Here is an 18,940-nt window from a genome sequence, read left to right on the forward strand (position 1 = left end):
AAAATATGAATCTAATCTTTAAATTTTAAAAAAGAAGAGATTATATCTTACAAATATAGATTCACCTCATATTAATTTAGAAGAAATACAATGGGTAATGCATATGCAACACCTACATTTTTACCTTTCTGTTGTCCAGGTATCATTTTAGGAAGTTTTTTAAGCATGTTAATTATTTTCCCTTCTATTTCTTTACTAGAATCGAGTGTTCTAATATTTGTAATACGCCCTTTTTTGTTTATCGTAAAAAACACAGAGATTTTATGTTTTCCTGCACTGAGATTTTTTGATATTCCTGAAGAATCAAAGTTCTCTGCTACAAATGCAGATATATTTTTAGACATGCATTTTCTAAGGACTTCATTATCTTTCCCAGTACATCCAGGATATATAGGGACTTTTTCTATAATTGCAAAAGGAATAGGAGCCTTTTCCAAAACAGTGTCGTCACTTATTTCTATAATCTCTATTTCTTGATCTTGTGCAAATAAAGTACTTGTAGAAAAAAGTAAAAACACAGAAATAAATAAATACTTCATCTTTTAAAAAGTAAAAGGAAGTTTGTATTTACGTACTTCTGGTGTACCTCCAGAATGTCCAGGTTTTACATCTGGCATAGACATAATTTTACGTTTAATTTCTGCCTGTAATGCTTTAGATCCACCTTCCATTTTTTTAACTTCTGGGCGTCCTTTTGTATTAATAACCATATCTACAACGACACGGGTTCCTTTTTTATGTCCTGCAGGAAACTTAAATCCACGTATGACGTGATTGGCAAGTTTCTGTCTAAAACAGTTATTCTTTTTGTTTATAGAACCATCACATCCTGGCCAAGTAGGAGGCACTTCATTAATGGTTAATGTAGTAGATCGTGTCATAGATACACCTTCTTGTGCAAAAGAGACAGTACTTGCTAATACGAAAAGAACTAGAATTAATTTCTTCATTTTTTGGGTTGATTTTTTTAGTTTTTGTATTGTTAAACGGCGACTGCACCTTTGATATGCGGGTGTGGATCGTAGTTTTCTAATATGAAGTCATCAAATTTGAAGCCAAAAATGTCTTTTACCTCAGAATTGATTTTTAAAGTGGGTAAAGTACGGAATTCTCTAGACAATTGTAGCTCTACTTGTTCCAAGTGATTACTATAGATATGAGCGTCTCCAAAAGTGTGTATAAAATCCCCTGCTTCATACCCACAAACTTGTGCCATCATCATCGTAAGTAATGCATAGCTAGCAATATTAAAAGGAACGCCTAAAAAGATATCGGCACTTCTTTGGTACAGTTGGCAACTTAGTTTTCCATCTGCTACATAAAACTGAAAGAAGGCATGACACGGAGGAAGGGCAGCCTTGCCATTAGCGACATTTTCTGAAAATGATTTTGAAGTATCAGGAAGTACGCCAGGATTCCATGCGCTTACGAGCATACGGCGACTATTAGGATTGTTTTTAAGAGTCTCTATAATTTCTGCAATTTGGTCAATTTCTTCACCATTCCAACTACGCCATTGGTGGCCGTATACAGGTCCTAGATCTCCATTTTCATCTGCCCAATCGTTCCAGATGCGTACACCATTTTCTTGCAGGTATTTTATATTGGTATCTCCATTAAGGAACCATAACAGTTCATAAATGATAGATTTTAAATGTAGTTTTTTTGTAGTGACCATAGGAAAACCTTCTGAGAGGTCAAAACGCATTTGATGTCCAAACACACTCTTTGTTCCTGTACCTGTACGGTCTCCTTTTTCATTTCCGTTTTCTAGTACGTGTCGTATAAGGTCGTGATATTGCTTCATGATAATTGCCCGTGTATGCGGGTATCTTTATTCATTCTCGTAAAACGGGAACTTAGTTTATGATTTTATATGCTTATTATACGCTTTCGCGAAAGCAAAAAATAACTTCTTCAAAAAGTGCTCTAAAATAGAAACACCTTCCGAGTTTTACAACGAAAGGTGTCTGTAGTTATTATAGAGTTGTTAACCAGATATGATTAATTATCTTTTATTAATTAACATTCTAAATTAGTTGTAAGTTGGGTACAATCAGTTTGATTGGATTTTTGGCAAGGGCCTCCTTCATCATTACTAATACCAGTACATAAGGGACGAACTTTAGATGCCTCGCCACAATTGAAACTTCCACCCATAATAGAAGTAGGGTTTGCTAGCTTTGATATGACTAATTTGTTTAGGCTAAGGGTTTTTTTAATTTTTTTCATAAGTAATTATATGTTTATTAATCTTGGCGAAATCTACTCTTTATTTTTTTTTAAACAGGAAGGATTTAGTATAAAGTAAGCGGAATTCTTAGAATTTCGACTATATAATTTCTTCTTTTTTGAGGTTTCTAATGTAAAAGGAAGGCCTAATGCCTGTCTTCTTTTTAAAAGCTGTAGCAAATGATTCTGATGTGTTAAAACCTGCTTCCTCACTAATTGTTTTGATTGTATATTTTTGTAACGTGGTATTATCTTTTAATTCTTTTAAAATATAATCAATCCTAAGATTATTAATATAATTAACAAACGATTTGTCTTTATAGGCACTTATAACTCTAGGTAAGTATTTTGTATTTGTCGTGCACTTTTTTGCAAGAACGGCTAGTGTGATATCTTTTTGTAAGAACCCTTTTTTTCCCTCAAATAAATCTAATTTATTTAAAATTGTTGTAATCGTTGTCTCATCGATACCGTCTAGAAGTGGTTTTGGGGTACTAGATATGCTATGATCGAGAATACTTTTTGTTTCTTGATTGTCTAATTCTGAAATAATAGTATTAAATCGTTTTTTATGTTTCCTATGTTTTTTGTGTTGTAGGATAAACAGTAAAATGAGAAGTAAAATAAAGATGATTAAGTAAATGGTTCTTATAGTAAGAACCGTTGTTTTATCCTTTAAGTTTTTAATTATAATTTCTTTGCTTTTTAATAGTTGAGGTGTATCATATTCTGAATGCAGTTTGTTTACTGTGCGGATCTTTCTTAATGATATAATACTATCAAATCGTATTAGTTTATTTAATGTATTAAGTTGTGCCTTAAGATCACCTTGTTTTTTATAATCTGCAATAAGAAATTCATAAGCTTCTCTAGTTTCTGGGAGAATCATATTTGTAGATAACGAATCTACAGTATGAAAATAGTCTCTTGTTTTATCTATATCTTGATTTGATAGTTGATGTATCTTTCCAAGATAAAATTGAGATAGGATATAGTACTTTTGATTGCTAGGATAATTAAGATCAATCTCATTATTTCCTTTGTGTAGTAATTGTTTACTTTCTTTAAAATTACCAATATTATATAAGTTGATTCCTTGATTTATCGTTGCTATATTTATATAATATGGATTTTTTTTATAGCCTTTTTCCTTAGCATAATTATAGTAATATGATGCCGAATCATGCTTTTTAGTATATCGCATTGATTCAGCTAAACCTACTAAAATATCAGTAAAAGTAATGGAGTCTTTAACTTCTTTAGAGTTTTCGTAGTAAAGGCATTTTTTGTATAATTCTTCGGCTTCTTCATGTTTACCAATAGCTCCTTTTAATTCGGCGATATGATATTGAGTAATAAATTCGTGATTTATATACCGAATTTGTCTTGTGATATTTAATACTTTCAGATATTCTTCGAGTGCTTTTTCGTACTCAAAATGAGTGTAGTAATATAGTCCGAGTGTATAGTGAGGCAATATAGTATATGCAGTATCGGCATCTTTACTTTCTACTATAGATCTTTTGATGAGATCGAGTTTGCGATCTTTATCTGCTTCGTAATATGCTAACTGAACTAATATATACGACTTATTTGCTTTATTATCCTCAGTGATGGCTTTTTCTAAAGATGCATTTAAGTAGATTAAGGATGAGATTGTATCTGTGTAATTGGTTCGAAACTTGTCAAATAAGTAACTATATGTTTTGTTTTTAAGAGAGTCAGGAGTCACAAATTCTTCTTGTGCAACGATAGTCTGCGTGATAAATAGAATACATAGAATATGAATATATCTTCGTCTATATCTCAATAAATACATCATTAACACGCTGTTTTTTTGAAAAATAATCAATTTATTTTAAAAGATGGTAAAGGTTTAGTCCGAACATAGGATGATATATGTATTTCCCTTTGTAAATATATAATAAACAGAATTTTATGGTTTATTTTTCTTTTTTCGAATTCTGAGAATGTCGACTTTAAATTCTAAGAATCTCGATTGCCTTCTCTTGTTTTGCCCTTTAAAAAACCCAACTTTTGAACTGTCCAAAACGGATAACATTTAATTAATCTTTTAAAACAATAATCATGAAAAATTTCAAGTATTTAATTTTAACATCAGCGTTTGCTTTCTTTTTAAGTTGTAGTACAGATGAGAACTCTGACGAATCTTCTTTTGAAACAGAAAATATAGAGGTGATCTCTACAACAATAGATAATGACTCTGGAGATAATCAAGCTTCAAAAAACACATTGCGTTATGGTGATATTACGTACCAAAGTAATACAGATGGTACTGTAACAAAAACACAACCTGGACAAAAAACATATACTATCATTAATGAAAGCTCAAAAAAGGCTTCTTTAGAGATTCGAAGAGAGAAAGGAAGTAATGCAATAGAAGAATATGTAATCACAAACCCTACTACCAAAGAGTTTGTAAAGTTAATAAATGTAAAAGAACAGAATGGTTATTACACATTTGATATGGTAAATAACCTAGGAATTACAGCAGAGAACATAACTTTTGATGGAGATTTACAACAATTAGAACAAAGAGCATTCCCTTGCCCTTGGTGTATTGTTTTAGTTATTGTAGATGCAGCGGTAGAGCTTCTTACTGATAGTCCACTTGAAGAGTGTACAGCCGCTATGAATGCGTTAAACTGTGGTGATAATTCAAATCCTTTTATGAACTTCAGCGAAGGAGGATGGTTCTCAGGAGCAACGTGTAGTGTAGGGTGTAATTAAATCACCTTATTAATACCTTGGAAAGGTAAGATGTATAAGAATCTTGCCTTTTCAAGTATACCATTTTAATACTCCTATGATATACTATAACAAGAGTATTGATTAGTAGTTGTTTCACCTTCTCTTTTTGCTTAAATCTCCAAAAGATAAACAGACTTCATTTTTAAAACAAGACTAAAAATTCTTCTTTCTAGCATTGTTAAGTGAGGACTTAAAAAGAAGATACATATTGGTTTATATAACTATAAAATACATCGTTGTGTCTAAAAGAAATAGAAGACAGACAGATGTTGTGAGTGTCTTTAAATGTTCACAATTAATTAATTTATAAAATTTAATTTATGAAAAAACAAATTTTAAAACTAGGAAGAATTCTGAGTAATGCAGAACAAAAATTGGTTATTGGAGGAGGATCTCTGTTTGGTGTTGGAAGTGGAGTAGAGTTTTGCTCAACCGAAGGGACTTTTCAAGTATGCCAAACAAATAGTGACTGTTGCGGATCAGAAATTTGTCAAGCGTCTACTATTTGGCTAGACAATAATGGCAATTATAATGTTAGTGGTCTTGGTGTTAGTCAAGGGACACAATTACGTTGTGTTGCTTAATAAAATTAACGGGCTACATAGTAGCCCGTTTTTATTGTATTCATTTTTTAAAGGTGTATGTATACGCATTCGCAAATTCAACTTTTAATTCTTAAAACCTCAATTCCATTCTCTTTTTTTAGCTTAAAAAAATCAATTTTTTGAAGCCTCCAAGACAAGTGACACTTTATTAATTTATATAAAACAATAATTATGAAAATTTTCAGATATTTATTTTTAGCATCAGCATTTATTTTCTTTTTTAGCTGTAGTACAGATGAGAACTCTAATGAAACTTCTTTTGAAACAGAAAATATAGAAGTAATCTCTACCACAATAGATAACGGTTCTATAGAGAATCAAACTTCAAAAAACACATTGCGTTACGGAGATGTTACATACAAAAATAATACTGATGGTACAGTAACAAGAACACAACCAGGAAAGAAAACATATACAATCATTAATGAAAGTTCAAAAAAATCTTCTTTAGAAATTCGTAGAGAAAAAGGAAATAATGCAATACAAGAGTATGTAATCACAAACGATATTACAAAAGAGTTTGTAAAATTAGTCAATGTAAAAAAATACGATGGGTTCTATACTTTCGATATGGTGAATAATCTAGGAATTACTGCAGAAAATATAGTTTTTGGAGGTGATCTTGCGCAATTAGAACAAAGATGTCCTCCTTGTGTTATACTTATTATTGCAGTTGTTGTAGGAGCAGTAGTAGAGCTTCTTTCTGATAGTCCGCTAGAAGAGTGTACAGCAGCAATGAATTTATTAAACTGCAGTGGTGATTCAAATCCTTTTATGAACTTTGATGAAGGAGGGTGGTTCTCAGGAGCTTCTTGTAGTGTAGGATGTAATTAATTACCTCATTAGTATAGAAAGATAATAAGATGATTTGAAAAGGTAAGGGTCGTACACATCTTGTCTTTTCAATCATATTATTATACATTTTTTATAAAGTAATCGCATAAGATTATTGATTCATAGGAACATTAAGTTTAGATAACTACAAAAAAATAAAGATGGATACTATATTAAAATGCACAAGAGTGATTCCATTAGTTTTATTGTATATATACTATTGTTTTATAAAGGAGACTTCTCTGGCATCTACTTTAAAACTAGGAACTCTGATTTTAATTATACTGATTTCTTTGAATATTTTCGTTTATGTAAAACATCATACTTATAAAAATAAACGATCAAAATATATAGGATTTATTATTGCATTTTTAATTATGTATGTAACATTAATATTCTTTATTAGTATTTTTGAAAACTGGAGTTAACAACTAGATTTTATTCTTTATAAGAATAAAAACATATCTTTTTTATGATTTTATAAAAAGAGTATGAGATAAGCTTAGTAGTCGTGATGCGATACTAAGCTTTTTTTGCTTTCGCGAAAGCGGACAAACACTACAACCCATCTGATTCAAGATTTATAGCAGTAATTGATTTTAAACTCACTGTCAGAGCTTTATATCTTAAAAGGAATCCTTATTTTTAGGTCACCCAACTGATTTTAAAATATATGACGAATTCCTCCTCACGATATAATATATATCTAGTGCGTACTTATATGCTTATTATTTTCTTTTTAAGCACACAATTTCAAATGCTTGCTCAGGAAGGAGAAATTATAGATAACGTACAAGAAAAAACAAGGAATGAGCTCGTTAGTGGCATCATAGAAGTGTCGCCAGACGAGGCAACTATATATGAGGATGAGTTATTAAGGCGTCTCCAAGGTAATATAGAAAAGGCAGACTTGTATTATGAATTAGGGCGTGCTTTTCTAAAACAAGGAGATAATAAAAGATCTACATCTTATATTAAAAAAGGAATCCCATATGCGCAATCTGCAAAGGAGGCAAAAAAACTCATTAATTTATATATTTTATTAGGTAATTCAGAGTTGGGTGCTTGGCATAATCAAGAAGCTCTTGATGCGTATTATAAAGTGTTAGAGATTGCGCAAACTAAAAAAGAAATAGAACATACTGTTATTGCCATTGTAAATCCTAACATTGCTATCGTTAGACGTAGGATGAAGCAATTTGATGAAGCACTAGATGCCTGTAATGAAGCCCTGGCTATTATAGATGACACACGTTATAAAAATAAAAAAGATCATGTTAATCTTTTAACTATTACCTCAGAAGTACACTTAGATTTACAACAATATGATATTGCTTTAAAATATGTAGATCAAGGGCTCTCTATGAGTAATACATTAGACTATAAAGCGGGACTTATAGATTTGTACACAAAAAAAGGAGCTGTTTCTTTTTATAAAGAAAATTATGAAGATGCCTTGCTTTATCTTAGAACTGCGGATAGGATTTATAAAGAGAGTACTGTAAAGAGTAAAACATTTACGATTAATATCAATTACTTTATTGCGAGTTGTTATGCTGCACAAAAAGAATATGAAAAAGCCATTGATCAATTAAAACAGATTACAGGCATAAGCGATAATGATGAACGCAAAAATTATAGACGATTAATAGACGCATACGAATTAATAGGAGCTTCTTATGACACATTGGGAGATGATAAAAATTCTTCCTATTGGTATCGTAAGTATGGAGAGTTATATAAGAAATATCAAAAAGATAAAGATAAAGTAGTAAATAAAATTTATAAGAAGGATACTGGACTCTTAGGAGAGCAAATAGCAAAAGAAAAAAGAAATGCTATCTATTTTTTATCCCTTCTTATTGTTGTTTCTGGAATTTGTGTTCTTATTTTATACACATATAAGAAAAAACAACGTACGAGTAAACAATCTTTTGATAAGTTACTTAAGAAAGTAAATCAATTAGAAATGTCTTCTAAAAAATCTTCAAAACCTAAAGAGAAACCTCGAGAAGTGATTATTGGTGATCAAAAAGTGACAGATGTTCTTAAAGGACTTAAACGTTTAGAACAACAAGAATTCTTTTTAAATACAGATTGTAGTTTACGATCTATGGCCAAGAAAGTAAAAACAAATGCAACCTACCTTTCTAAGATTATAAATACACATAAGGGACTCAGCTATAATGATTACATTAATAGTTTGCGTATTGATTATGCCGTGAATCGATTAAAAAATGATAAGAAATTTCGTTCCTTTTCTATTAAATCTATTGCTACAGAGCTAGGTTATAAGAGTGATTACTCATTTGCTAAGCATTTTAAATCTAAGACAGGAATTAATCCTTCATATTATATCAAAAGAATAGAAGAGATTTAATGTCAGTATATTAGCATTAATTTTTCTACAACTATAGAGCCCTATTTTAAACAATTTAGGGATTGTGTATTATGTTTCTATATAGATTGCGGTTACATTTAAGGAATGCTTAAAATCAATATTTTATAGTTTTTTAGTATTTCTAATTATCAATTTTGTTATAAAAATACATTCACATGAAGAAACAAGTAAAGAAAGGGATAAGCCTTAATAAGCTTACGATTGCAAGAATACAGACAAGCAAAATGCAAATTATTAATGGAGGAGATTGTATCCCTACAGATGGGACCAATTGGTATGAACATAGTGATAATGTGTCAGACATTCACTGTCCTACAAGTGATCTCCCATAGAAAGAACTCCCCCAAGGTTATACATGGAAAAGCTATCAATTCTGATAGCTTTTTTTATACCCTATTTTGTTTAATATGAGGAAGTTTTTTTTGTAAGAACTTGATTTTCAATCTATTTTTAAAAAGAAATCAAGCAATATATTGGTTTTAAGGGAATGCTGAAAACCTTTAATAGAGTAAGCCTTTATTTAACTCATTTATATCATGAAGAAGTCACTAAAAGAATTAACACTTAACAAAGAAGTAATCAGTAACCTAGATTTAGACAAAATTGATGGTGGTGGTGGTACACATTGTTGTCCAACAGATGGAGCTTTGAATAGTTGCCCACCTCCAGGAGTATATTGCTACTAAGAATCTGATAATTTATATATAATGTATATCTAGTTTAGAGGGTCTATACATTATTAATACCAAAGGGCTATCTACATAGATAGCCCTTTATTATTATAAATGTTTAATAATTGAGCACCTTATTTTGTTTGATATGAGGTGGTAGTTATTGTAAGAGCCTGTCTTATAGGCTATTTTTAGAGAGTAAATCATTAATACTATTTATTGATTTTAAGGGGATACCGAAAACCTTTTAATAGAGTAGGTCTTTATTTAACTTATTTATATCATGAAGAAGTCACTAAAAGAATTAACACTTAACAAAGAAGTAATTAGCAACTTAGATCTAGACAAAATTGAAGGTGGTGGTGAATCACACTGTTGTCCAACAGGGCCTGCTATGAGTTGTCCACGTGCAGGAGAGCAATGCTGGTAATAGTATAGTATACATTTAATTGTATATATAGTATAAAAGCTGTCTTACATCGTAAGACAGCTTTTTTATATGTATATTTCCTTTAAAATTATGAATATTATGCGAGAGCAAAAATTAAAAGATAAATTAGATGAGATTAACCTTGAACTTCAAAATAACGGAGAACTTGGTACTACAGATATAGGAGTATTATCAGGAAGTGCAGGTCTAGCACTTTTTCATTTTTATTATAATGAATATAACCCTAATGAGACAAGTGAGGATACTGGAAGCACTATAATAATGTCTATTATAAATAGTATTAATGAAGGATATAATTTTCATACGTTTTGCGGAGGGATTGCAGGAGCAGCTTGGACTATAGAACTCCTTAATGAACTTGATTTTATAGAAGTAGATACCGATGCTCTTTTAGGAGTACTTGATGATTATTTGAGGCACATCGGAAATTTAAATGAAGAAGAAAATTTTTATGACTTTTTACATGGACTTATAGGAGTAGGATATTACTTTTTAAAGAGATATAAGAATACAAGATCAGAAGCGCTTAAAGAAAAGTATAAAGAGATGTTACTCGAGATGATCTCAAAATTAGAAAGAACAGCAAAGAAAAGTGATCGAGGTCTTTATTGGGAATCATATCTTATAAGAGAAGAAGGATTGAGAGGTTGCAATCTAAGTCTCTCACATGGTCAAGCAAGTATTATAAATTTCTTGTCAAGACTAGCAGAAGAAGCTGCTTTTTCAGAAAAGACAACACCACTTTTAAAGCAAACAGTGCAGCATGTCTTAAGCTATAAAAAGGAACAGACAAACACTTCTTTTTTCCCAGATTGGATTACAAACGAAAATAAAGAGAGTCAAGGCAGTAGACTTGCTTGGTGCTATGGAGACTTAGGAGTTGCTATTTCTTTATGGAGAGCTAGTATTGTTACAAAAGATGAGAAGACAAAAAACATGGCGATTCAATTGTTAGAACATACTGCTACACGTAGAGATATAAAGGAAACTAGAATTGTAGATGGAGGATTGTGTCATGGTGCTTTTGGGGTCATGCATGTCTTTGATTATATGTATAAAGAAACTGGTATTCAGGTATTTAAAGAGGCAGCAGATTATTGGATTGATTACGGGCTTACATTAGATCACCATAAAGATGGATCTGCTGGATATATGAAATGGAGAGGAGGAGATACTCCCACCTATGAAAAAGAAAATAGTCTTCTTGAAGGAATTGCTGGCATCGGTCTAGCCATATTATCATATCTCAATCCAGAAAAAACCGATTGGAATCAATGTTTGATGATAGGGTAATTTGTTTTTCGCTTTCGCGAAAATGCATATAGGTATAAAAAAAAGAAGGATTCATTTATAAATGAATCCTTCTTTTTTTTATCAACTTTTGTAAAAGCGAAAAGCAGATGTAAATATATTCCTACCCTTGATTACAAAATGCTGTTACCTGAACAGCCGAAGTTTGTACACAGGTATTTGGGTTTAAAGGATTTTCAGTAGTGAATTTAGGATCTGGATCCGTATTTGGAAGACATTCTGGAATTAATGTATTAGGTTGGCCACCTCCTGTTTCTATCCCACCTGTTTCATCACCAGTACCTCCTCTTAGCATTTTCATAGTAGTAAGGTTTGCAATTTTAAATTTTTTTAAATTTATTTTCTTTTTCATTCTGTATAACTTAAGTTAATATTGTTATCAATGATCTAAAACTAATAAGAGTTATTTGGTTTTAAAAAAAAAGAATATTAATATTCATGAATGTTGGTAAAGATTAGATGTATTACATTGTTTTTCAGGCATCTGATTTTTCTAAGTTTTTTATAAAATAAGATGGTTTGATACCCGTTTCTTTATAAAATGCTTTAGAAAAGGACTCCGTATTATTAAACCCAAACTCAGCTGCGATTGCTTTTAAGGTATATTTTCTATAAATCGTATCACTTTTTAAAGAGCCTACAGAATGTTCAATTCTAAGCATATTAATATATTGAGAAAAAGACATTTTCTTAAAATGATTCACAGTCTTAGATAGATAGTTTGGATTTGTTCCTATCGTTTTTGCAAGAAGACTAATAGATATTTTAGAGTTTAAATAATCTTTCTCTTTTTCAAAATTTTCTAATTCAGATAAGATTTTTGCAATGACTTCTTCAGGGATACTTAATTCCGATTTTTTAAGAAAAATTTCATCTTTAGTTGTTTTTATATCAGTTAAAGCACTTCCTTTTTTATTAATTAATTCCTCAAAACGTTTTTTATAAAGTTTTCGTTTTTTATTAAGGTAAAATAAAATGATAAGAATACTAGCTATGATAATAAGTAGGCAATACGCAAAAATAGTAGTTCGTTTTTTTTTTGCTTCAATGGAGTCAATGTTTTTTTGATTATTTGCTAATATTACAGGGATATCATAATCATATACAATCTTTTTATTAAGATACAACTCATTAGTATGTAACATACTAATGAGATCTATTATTTTCTCTTGATAAATTATTTGTTTTTCTAAATTGTTTTGATTCTTATAATAAGAGATTAAGAGGGCATAACTTTCATGAACTTTTGGTCTTGTATCATTATTCTCTTGAAAAAGAGAATCTATTTTTTCTAATAACTGTATCGCCTTTTCATCTTCCTGTAATCTAAAATAATTTTTTGCTAAGTAATAATAAGTAACAGATAGATTTGCCTGATCATCACTGGACTCATAATAAGGATGTACTTTATGTAAACTATCTAGAGACCTATTGTATTCACCTTTGTTAAAAAGAGTTTCTGCCGTATTTAATACAAAATCATTGTATTTGTCTATGTTTTTTAACCGCAAAGATTCTTTAATACCAAAATCATTATAATAAGAAACAGAATCATATTTGTTTAATTTACTATAAATAGATGCTATAGAAAAAACGACTTCCAGATAATCTATAGGTAATAAAGTGTTTGTGTCTTTAGAGGTAGTATATTTAAAATTTTCTTTATAAAGAATAAGAGCTTGTTCATAATCGCCAATTTCTTTCTTAAGTAATCCTAAACTCTGCTTTGTACGAACAATAATATCTTGGTTATAATTCCTATTTGCATATTCGTTTGCCTTAATAAAATAATCTGTTGCTTTTATAAAATTTCTCTGATTAAAAAAATATACTCCTTTAGCATAATATGAATTTGCAGGGTGTAATATATTACTGAATTGATCTTTTAAGGCAATAATGCTATCGTGATATTGTAGCTTCTTTTCATCTTTTAGCCTTAATCCCATATAGTAATAGGAATCAATAAGAATTTCTAGGTTGTTTTCCTTTTTTGCTTTATGTATAGCTCTTTCAAGGATAGAAACATCAGGGCTTTTAGTAGAGATATCATAAAGCTCCTGTGCTGTTTTGTTTTTTAAGGTATCAATAGGTTTTATTTTATTTTGACTTAAGGCATTATTGCTAATACATAAAAATAGAATACAAGTAAAAAGATGAGTCAATAACTTCATAATAATTAATAGGGAGTTATTTTTTAGTTATAAAAAAGATAAAAGTAAGTATCCTTTGCGAATTTATTAAACCTACAAGATATCTTTTTATGCTATGTGTATTCCGATCAAAATTTACTGAAGGATTAGCTGTATTGTATACATTGATAGTGATTTATAAATCAGAAATCAATGATGAAAAGCAATGTCAAAATTCATGAAAAACGAATTCAAAATTCATGAAAACCGTTATACGTGAATTGTGAAGGTTAAAAATGCAATTCATATTTGTAGTGTTCGAACAATAAAATCAATTTAATTTATAAAATTTTAATTATGAAAAGAATATTTCAAATAGCAATATTAGCTTTAATAGGATTTGTATCCTGTAGTGAAGAACAAGAAGAATTACTTGTAGTAGATGAAACCGCAAATATAGACGTGATTACTAATGAAGAAGCAATAGGAGCCTTAGATAAAGAAAAGTATAAAACTACTATTGTAAGCGATGTAAATGTAATCAATGATTTAAAAAAGAGTTTTGGTACATTTTCTAAAGGAAGAAGTACATCAGATGAATATAATTGGTCAGAAGTTTCTGAAATAACTTCAGAAGATTCAGAAGTTGTTTCATACTCTGTTCCTAGTATTAATGATTCCAATTCGTTTTTAGGGTTATATGAAAATGGAGAGGGTTTTGCAGGTGTGAAATTGATAGTTGAAAATGAAAGTGAAGATGTAGGCGTTATGAACTATTATGATGCTAATGACAACTTAATTATTTCTATAATTGCAGATAATACTACACAACAAGTTAGTTATGAAATTCCAACAGATAAATCAACTTTTGATAATTGTGGTGATGATACAGCTACTTGCGTAACTTCACTATATGAAGATCAAGGCTGGGCTTCTGTAGCATTAATTGTTCTTTCATTTGCAGGACCAGAAATACCACTAGCAGCGATAGCTTCTTGTGCACTCGCTCATTGTATAGTTCATTAATTCATATAAATTTTAAAAAAATATAGATTATGAGATCTTTTTTTAAAATACTACCTCTTTTGATTATGATAACTTTTATTTTCTCTTGTTCTAAAGACGAAAATACAGACGAATTATTGGTTGAACAAAGCGTAGTTACAGAAACCCAAAATGAAGAGTTAACTCAGATTTTAGAAGAAAAGTTTGCGATTTCTATGAAAGATTTAGGAAATGAAAACTTTGAATTACTATACTCAGATGGTAGGAAATTAAAAGTTGAAAAAGTAGAAGAGCAGTATCAAATGTCTGGTAATAGAATTAATAATAAGATAGTAACTATTACTATAAATGTAACTGATTATGGAGAGTTAAAATCTTTAGAGTTTATGGATACAGTGTCTGAAACATCTCTTTCAAAACAAGAATTTGTTCAAATAGTCAATGATTATTCAAATACCATATATGCAGGGCAGAGATTTCCATGCCCAAGCATTGCAAGTGAAGATAGTTTTGAAGATTGTTTTGTTAGCGAGTGGAATGCATTATGTGATACTCTACCTGGATGTATATTCAGAAATACAAACCCAGGTACAGCAGCTGCAGCTATAGCTGCATACTGCGCATTATGTTAATCTTTAAATATATAATACGATGAAAAAAAAAGAAAAATCTATTGATCTAAAAAAGATGACCATTTCAAAAATACAACCTGATCATCTAAAAACACTCCAAGGAGGAGAAATCGCACCTTCAATTGAGCCATTGAAAGATTATTTAATTTCTTGGCTTATAGCTTGTGGTTGATAAGTAATTCTTCTAATTATTAATTGATGAGACCCATTTTCTTTATTATTAAAGGGAATGGGTTTTTTGTTGAATTCTGCAGATAAGTAAAAACGATCTATTAGATAATTGCTTTTGTATACGCTTTCGCGAAAGCGTATATACCATATCCTGATATAATAATTGTATTTAAAAACATGTGATACACATCACCTTAATGGTTTTTTCTAATAAAACCATAACATCATATTGTTTTAATCTATTGATTTTTATATGTTTTATAAACTAGACGTATGGGTAGGAATTAATCCATCTTATCGTATCAAGAATGTAGAAAATTTAAAAGGAAATACTACCTTAAAATTGATGAAAAGGGTACTGTATTTTGTTTAAAATTAGGCACCCTAATTTTGATTGTACTACAGACTTGATGTATATTTCAAATTATATTTACAAGAGGGGCTAAAAAACCTTAAAAAAGGAAGAATAAACAAAAATGAAATGAATAAAGGCGAATTGTAAATAGTTGTGGTTAAATAAAAAAACAATTAGCTTAGATCGATATATTCTAGTATATTGGTAATTAACTTTTTGAAACGAAATTAATATAAAATAATAGCGCATTATAGAATGCAATACACCCATTTTCCTAAATACGTTCTAAGGACTCCATTACTTCCTCTTTCTTTTTTTCTTGAGCTTACCCAAGAGTTAGTATTAACACAAGAAACACTTAAAGAAGCCTGCCAAGAAAATCACATTAAAGAAGCTCTTTTCCTTGCGTCTCCATCATTATATACTGCTTTTGAAAAATGGCTAGACGGAAACCTTACAAATGCTAATGATCGTGAGCGTATGACACACTCCATCCTCAAATATTTGAGTAGGATGTCATCTCGTTGTACTCCTTTTGGATTATTTGCAGGAACAGCCGTAGGTACTTTTGATGATAAAACAACGATCGTATTAAAAAACACAAATCAAAATGGACGTCATACACGTCTTGATATGAACTACTTAGTCGCGTTGTCTCAAGATATTGTAAAAGATGAAAACATAAGAAAACAACTTCATTTTTACCCCAATACTAGTATTTATAGAGCAGGAGAACAGTTAAGATATGTAGAGTACCATTATGAGAATAGTCGTAGGATGCATCATATTGTTGGAGTACAACATTCTGAATACTTACAAAAGGTATTAGATCGTGCAAATACTGGAGCAACGCTAGAAATACTCTCGCAATGCTTAGTAGATGATGAGATTACATTAGAAGTAGCTGCTGGTTTTATAGAAGAACTTGTGAATAGTCAGCTATTGGTGAGTGAACTAGAACCTTCTGTATCGGGACCAGAATTTACAGATCAAATTATCCCAATTCTAAAACAACAAAAAGGAACAAACAAACTTGTAGAAAAGTTAGAAAATACACAAACAAGTATAGAAAAACTAGATACTAAAATAGGAAATCTACCAAGTGATTATATAGATATCAGTACCTCTTTAGAAACCTTAAATACAGGGTTTGAATTAAAGTATTTATTTCAAACAGATATGTCTTTGACACCTCAAGAAAATATCTTGAATAAGCAAGTGATTTTTAAGGTGAGACGTGCGATGCGATTACTCAATAAGATTACACCATTACCACAAGAAACATACTTGTCACAATTTAAATCGGCATTTCAAGAGCGTTATGAAGATAGGGAAGTCCCATTATCACAAGCCTTAGATGTCGAGTTAGGAATAGGATTTATTCAAAATAAAGACTCTGGTGATGTAAGTGCTTTGGTAGATGATATTATACTTCCTGGGAAACGATCAAATTTTGCCTCAAGAGATCTTAAATTGAATACAGTACATGACATTTTACATAAGAAATTATTAAAATCTTTAAAAGAAGACCAGCAAATAATAACGCTTCTTGATGCAGATTTTGAAGATTTTGAAGAAAATTGGAATGATCTCCCAGATACCATATCTACGATGGTTGAGGTGATTAAAGTAGATGGAGAAGAACACGTAATTATGTCAAGCGCTGGCGGATCGAGCGCCGCAAATTTATTAGGACGCTTTTGCCATAGTGACTCAGATATTCATGAATATGTAAAAGAAATTGTAGCAGTAGAAAAACAATGTAATGCAAATAAATTACTAGCAGAAATCGTTCATCTTCCAGAATCACGAGTAGGAAATATACTCATGCGACCAGCATTAAGAGATTATGAAATCCCGTACCTAGCAAAATCTGTATTACCTACAGAAGCACAACTGCCTATAGACGATTTAATGCTATCTGCAAAGAGAGATCGTATGGTCTTACGATCAAAAAAATATGACAAAGAAGTAATCCCTCATTTAAGCAACGCACATAACTATTCTAGCGGCGCATTACCTATTTATCAATTCTTGGCAAATATGCAAAGCCAGAACAAAAGAAGTGGGATGAGTTTTGGTTGGGGACCCTATGAAGGAGATTTTCCTTTTTTACCTAGAGTTGTCTATAAAGGAGTGATTCTTTCTCCCAAAACATGGAATATTTCAAAAGAGGATATAACTATTTTGCAAAATTCTCAAAAAAACATGGGTAACTTTTCGGAGAATTTAGAACTGTTTATAAAGGAGAGACAGCTACCACAATTTGTGTTGCTCAAAGAAAGCGATAATGAGCTGTTAATCAATATGAAAAATAGTACTAGCGTACAGATGTTGCTATCAACAGTTAAAAAACGAATGAGTTTTACATTAAAAGAGTTTTTACATACAGAAGAAAGTTTTGTTTCCGATGGGAATGCTGCTTTTACAAATCAAGTTATTTTGTCTTTTTATAATGAAACCCTTTTAAAACAACAATCAGATGTCTAGTATACAACGCACATTCATACCAGGTGATTCGTGGGTGTATTATAAAATATACACAGGAACTAAGACCTCAGATGCAATACTTACGCAAGGCATAAAACCCATTGTAGAGACGCTCACAGAACAAGGACATATTGATCAATGGTTTTTTATACGATACTCAGATCCTAAGCATCATATTAGAGTGCGTTTTCATTGTAAACATGATGACGCGATAGGGAAGGTTATGAAGATGATGTATAAGGGGTTATCCGCTTTCGCGAAAGCGGACCTAATCTGGAAAATACAGCTAGACACCTATCAAAGAGAGATCGAGCGATATGGAGAAAGTCATATAGAAGAAGCAGAACAATTATTTTCATACGAAAGTGATATGATTGTTCAGTTTTTAGATATGGTAGATGGAGAAGAAGGGGAAGAGCTCAGGTGGCTTTTTGCCATACGAGCATTAGACAAAATGCTAGCTGATTTTGGATACTCAGAAGATCAAAAATTAGCCTTCATGGAACGCTTAAAAACTGGCTTCGGATTAGAATTTGGAATGAATAAGTTTTTGAAGAAACAATTGGATGAAAAATTCCGTGCAAAAAGAGAAAAAATAACTTTCTTTATAGACTTTAAAGCAGAAGATAAACCAGAATATGAACCACTTTTGGAATTACTGGCTTACAAAAGCGAACAAAGTGAAGCAACAATCGCATCGCTTAAAAAAACAGCAGAAAGTGCGATGATAGATAACTATTTGGGTAGTTATGCGCATATGCTTATGAATAGAATGTTTAGATCAAAAAACAGATTGCACGAAATGGTTGTTTACGATCTTCTATACAGGCATTATAAAGTAGCTTGGGGTATTAGAACATTTAAGAATAAGAAGAAATAAT

At 30.7% G+C, this 18,940-nt stretch carries 20 protein-coding genes; 13 read left to right on the forward strand and 7 right to left on the reverse strand.

Annotated elements, in window-relative coordinates:
- Positions 1-71: 71 nt before the first annotated feature.
- From ABJD27_RS22405 to ABJD27_RS22425, 5 genes are all read right to left on the reverse strand, one after another.
- Entirely contained in the window at positions 72-539 is a 468-nt protein-coding gene (locus tag ABJD27_RS22405; protein ID WP_348169411.1) for an energy transducer TonB, read from the reverse strand.
- Positions 540-542: 3 nt separating this feature from the next.
- A complete protein-coding gene (locus ABJD27_RS22410; RefSeq protein WP_348169409.1) occupies positions 543-950 on the reverse strand; it encodes an energy transducer TonB in 408 nt (135 codons plus the stop codon).
- 32 nt (positions 951-982) lie between these two features.
- Entirely contained in the window at positions 983-1,807 is an 825-nt protein-coding gene (locus ABJD27_RS22415; protein ID WP_348169406.1) for a thymidylate synthase, read from the reverse strand.
- 215 nt (positions 1,808-2,022) lie between these two features.
- Entirely contained in the window at positions 2,023-2,232 is a 210-nt protein-coding gene (locus ABJD27_RS22420) for a hypothetical protein (RefSeq protein WP_348202098.1), read from the reverse strand.
- 100 nt (positions 2,233-2,332) lie between these two features.
- On the reverse strand, positions 2,333-4,054 hold the full coding sequence (locus tag ABJD27_RS22425; RefSeq protein WP_348169401.1) for a helix-turn-helix domain-containing protein: 1,722 nt from the start codon (positions 4,052-4,054) through the stop codon (positions 2,333-2,335).
- A gap of 266 nt (positions 4,055-4,320) precedes the next feature.
- Here ABJD27_RS22425 and ABJD27_RS22430 point away from each other — a divergent pair, with 266 nt between their 5' ends.
- The 8 genes from ABJD27_RS22430 to ABJD27_RS22465 all read left to right on the forward strand — a co-directional run bounded on the left by ABJD27_RS22430 (position 4,321) and on the right by ABJD27_RS22465 (position 11,259).
- Positions 4,321-4,983 (forward strand): hypothetical protein, encoded by a 663-nt coding sequence (locus tag ABJD27_RS22430; protein ID WP_348169400.1) that lies wholly within the window; start codon positions 4,321-4,323, stop codon positions 4,981-4,983.
- Positions 4,984-5,324: 341 nt separating this feature from the next.
- Positions 5,325-5,588, forward strand: a complete 264-nt coding sequence (locus ABJD27_RS22435) for a hypothetical protein (RefSeq protein WP_348169398.1) — start codon at positions 5,325-5,327, stop codon at positions 5,586-5,588.
- Positions 5,589-5,780: 192 nt separating this feature from the next.
- Positions 5,781-6,443, forward strand: a complete 663-nt coding sequence (locus tag ABJD27_RS22440; protein ID WP_348169396.1) for a hypothetical protein — start codon at positions 5,781-5,783, stop codon at positions 6,441-6,443.
- A gap of 673 nt (positions 6,444-7,116) precedes the next feature.
- A complete protein-coding gene (locus ABJD27_RS22445; protein WP_348169394.1) occupies positions 7,117-8,823 on the forward strand; it encodes a helix-turn-helix domain-containing protein in 1,707 nt (568 codons plus the stop codon).
- A gap of 176 nt (positions 8,824-8,999) precedes the next feature.
- The gene (locus tag ABJD27_RS22450) at positions 9,000-9,176 is read left to right on the forward strand and encodes a class I lanthipeptide (RefSeq protein WP_348169392.1); all 177 of its coding nucleotides are present in this window, start codon (positions 9,000-9,002) and stop codon (positions 9,174-9,176) included.
- A 204-nt stretch (positions 9,177-9,380) separates the two neighbouring features.
- Complete coding sequence (locus ABJD27_RS22455) at positions 9,381-9,530, forward strand: hypothetical protein (protein WP_348169389.1); 150 nt, start codon at positions 9,381-9,383, stop codon at positions 9,528-9,530.
- 268 nt (positions 9,531-9,798) lie between these two features.
- The gene (locus tag ABJD27_RS22460; protein ID WP_348169386.1) at positions 9,799-9,945 is read left to right on the forward strand and encodes a hypothetical protein; all 147 of its coding nucleotides are present in this window, start codon (positions 9,799-9,801) and stop codon (positions 9,943-9,945) included.
- A 99-nt stretch (positions 9,946-10,044) separates the two neighbouring features.
- Complete coding sequence (locus ABJD27_RS22465) at positions 10,045-11,259, forward strand: lanthionine synthetase C family protein (protein ID WP_348169383.1); 1,215 nt, start codon at positions 10,045-10,047, stop codon at positions 11,257-11,259.
- 121 nt (positions 11,260-11,380) lie between these two features.
- Here ABJD27_RS22465 and ABJD27_RS22470 read toward each other — a convergent pair whose 3' ends face one another.
- Positions 11,381-11,629, reverse strand: coding sequence for a hypothetical protein (locus tag ABJD27_RS22470; RefSeq protein ID WP_348169380.1), 249 nt, complete (start codon positions 11,627-11,629; stop codon positions 11,381-11,383).
- A gap of 124 nt (positions 11,630-11,753) precedes the next feature.
- Entirely contained in the window at positions 11,754-13,448 is a 1,695-nt protein-coding gene (locus ABJD27_RS22475; RefSeq protein WP_348169378.1) for a helix-turn-helix domain-containing protein, read from the reverse strand.
- 315 nt (positions 13,449-13,763) lie between these two features.
- Between ABJD27_RS22475 and ABJD27_RS22480 the strand changes: the two genes are divergently transcribed.
- The 5 genes from ABJD27_RS22480 (at position 13,764) to ABJD27_RS22500 (ending at position 18,939) form a co-directional block, all read left to right on the forward strand.
- A complete protein-coding gene (locus tag ABJD27_RS22480) occupies positions 13,764-14,432 on the forward strand; it encodes a hypothetical protein (RefSeq protein ID WP_348169375.1) in 669 nt (222 codons plus the stop codon).
- Between the two features lie 65 nt (positions 14,433-14,497).
- Positions 14,498-15,043 (forward strand): hypothetical protein, encoded by a 546-nt coding sequence (locus ABJD27_RS22485; RefSeq protein WP_348169372.1) that lies wholly within the window; start codon positions 14,498-14,500, stop codon positions 15,041-15,043.
- Between the two features lie 19 nt (positions 15,044-15,062).
- Positions 15,063-15,215: a hypothetical protein gene (locus tag ABJD27_RS22490; protein WP_348169370.1), complete on the forward strand. Its 153-nt coding sequence runs from the start codon at positions 15,063-15,065 to the stop codon at positions 15,213-15,215.
- Between the two features lie 609 nt (positions 15,216-15,824).
- Complete coding sequence (locus ABJD27_RS22495) at positions 15,825-18,059, forward strand: lantibiotic dehydratase family protein (protein ID WP_348169367.1); 2,235 nt, start codon at positions 15,825-15,827, stop codon at positions 18,057-18,059.
- The gene (locus ABJD27_RS22500; protein ID WP_348169364.1) at positions 18,052-18,939 is read left to right on the forward strand and encodes a thiopeptide-type bacteriocin biosynthesis protein; all 888 of its coding nucleotides are present in this window, start codon (positions 18,052-18,054) and stop codon (positions 18,937-18,939) included. The genes ABJD27_RS22495 and ABJD27_RS22500 overlap by 8 nt, the downstream gene beginning before the upstream one ends.
- The last annotated feature ends 1 nt before the right edge of the window (position 18,940 follow it).

The organism is Dokdonia sp. (assembly GCF_039945015.1).
Lineage (GTDB): Bacteria > Bacteroidota > Bacteroidia > Flavobacteriales > Flavobacteriaceae > Dokdonia.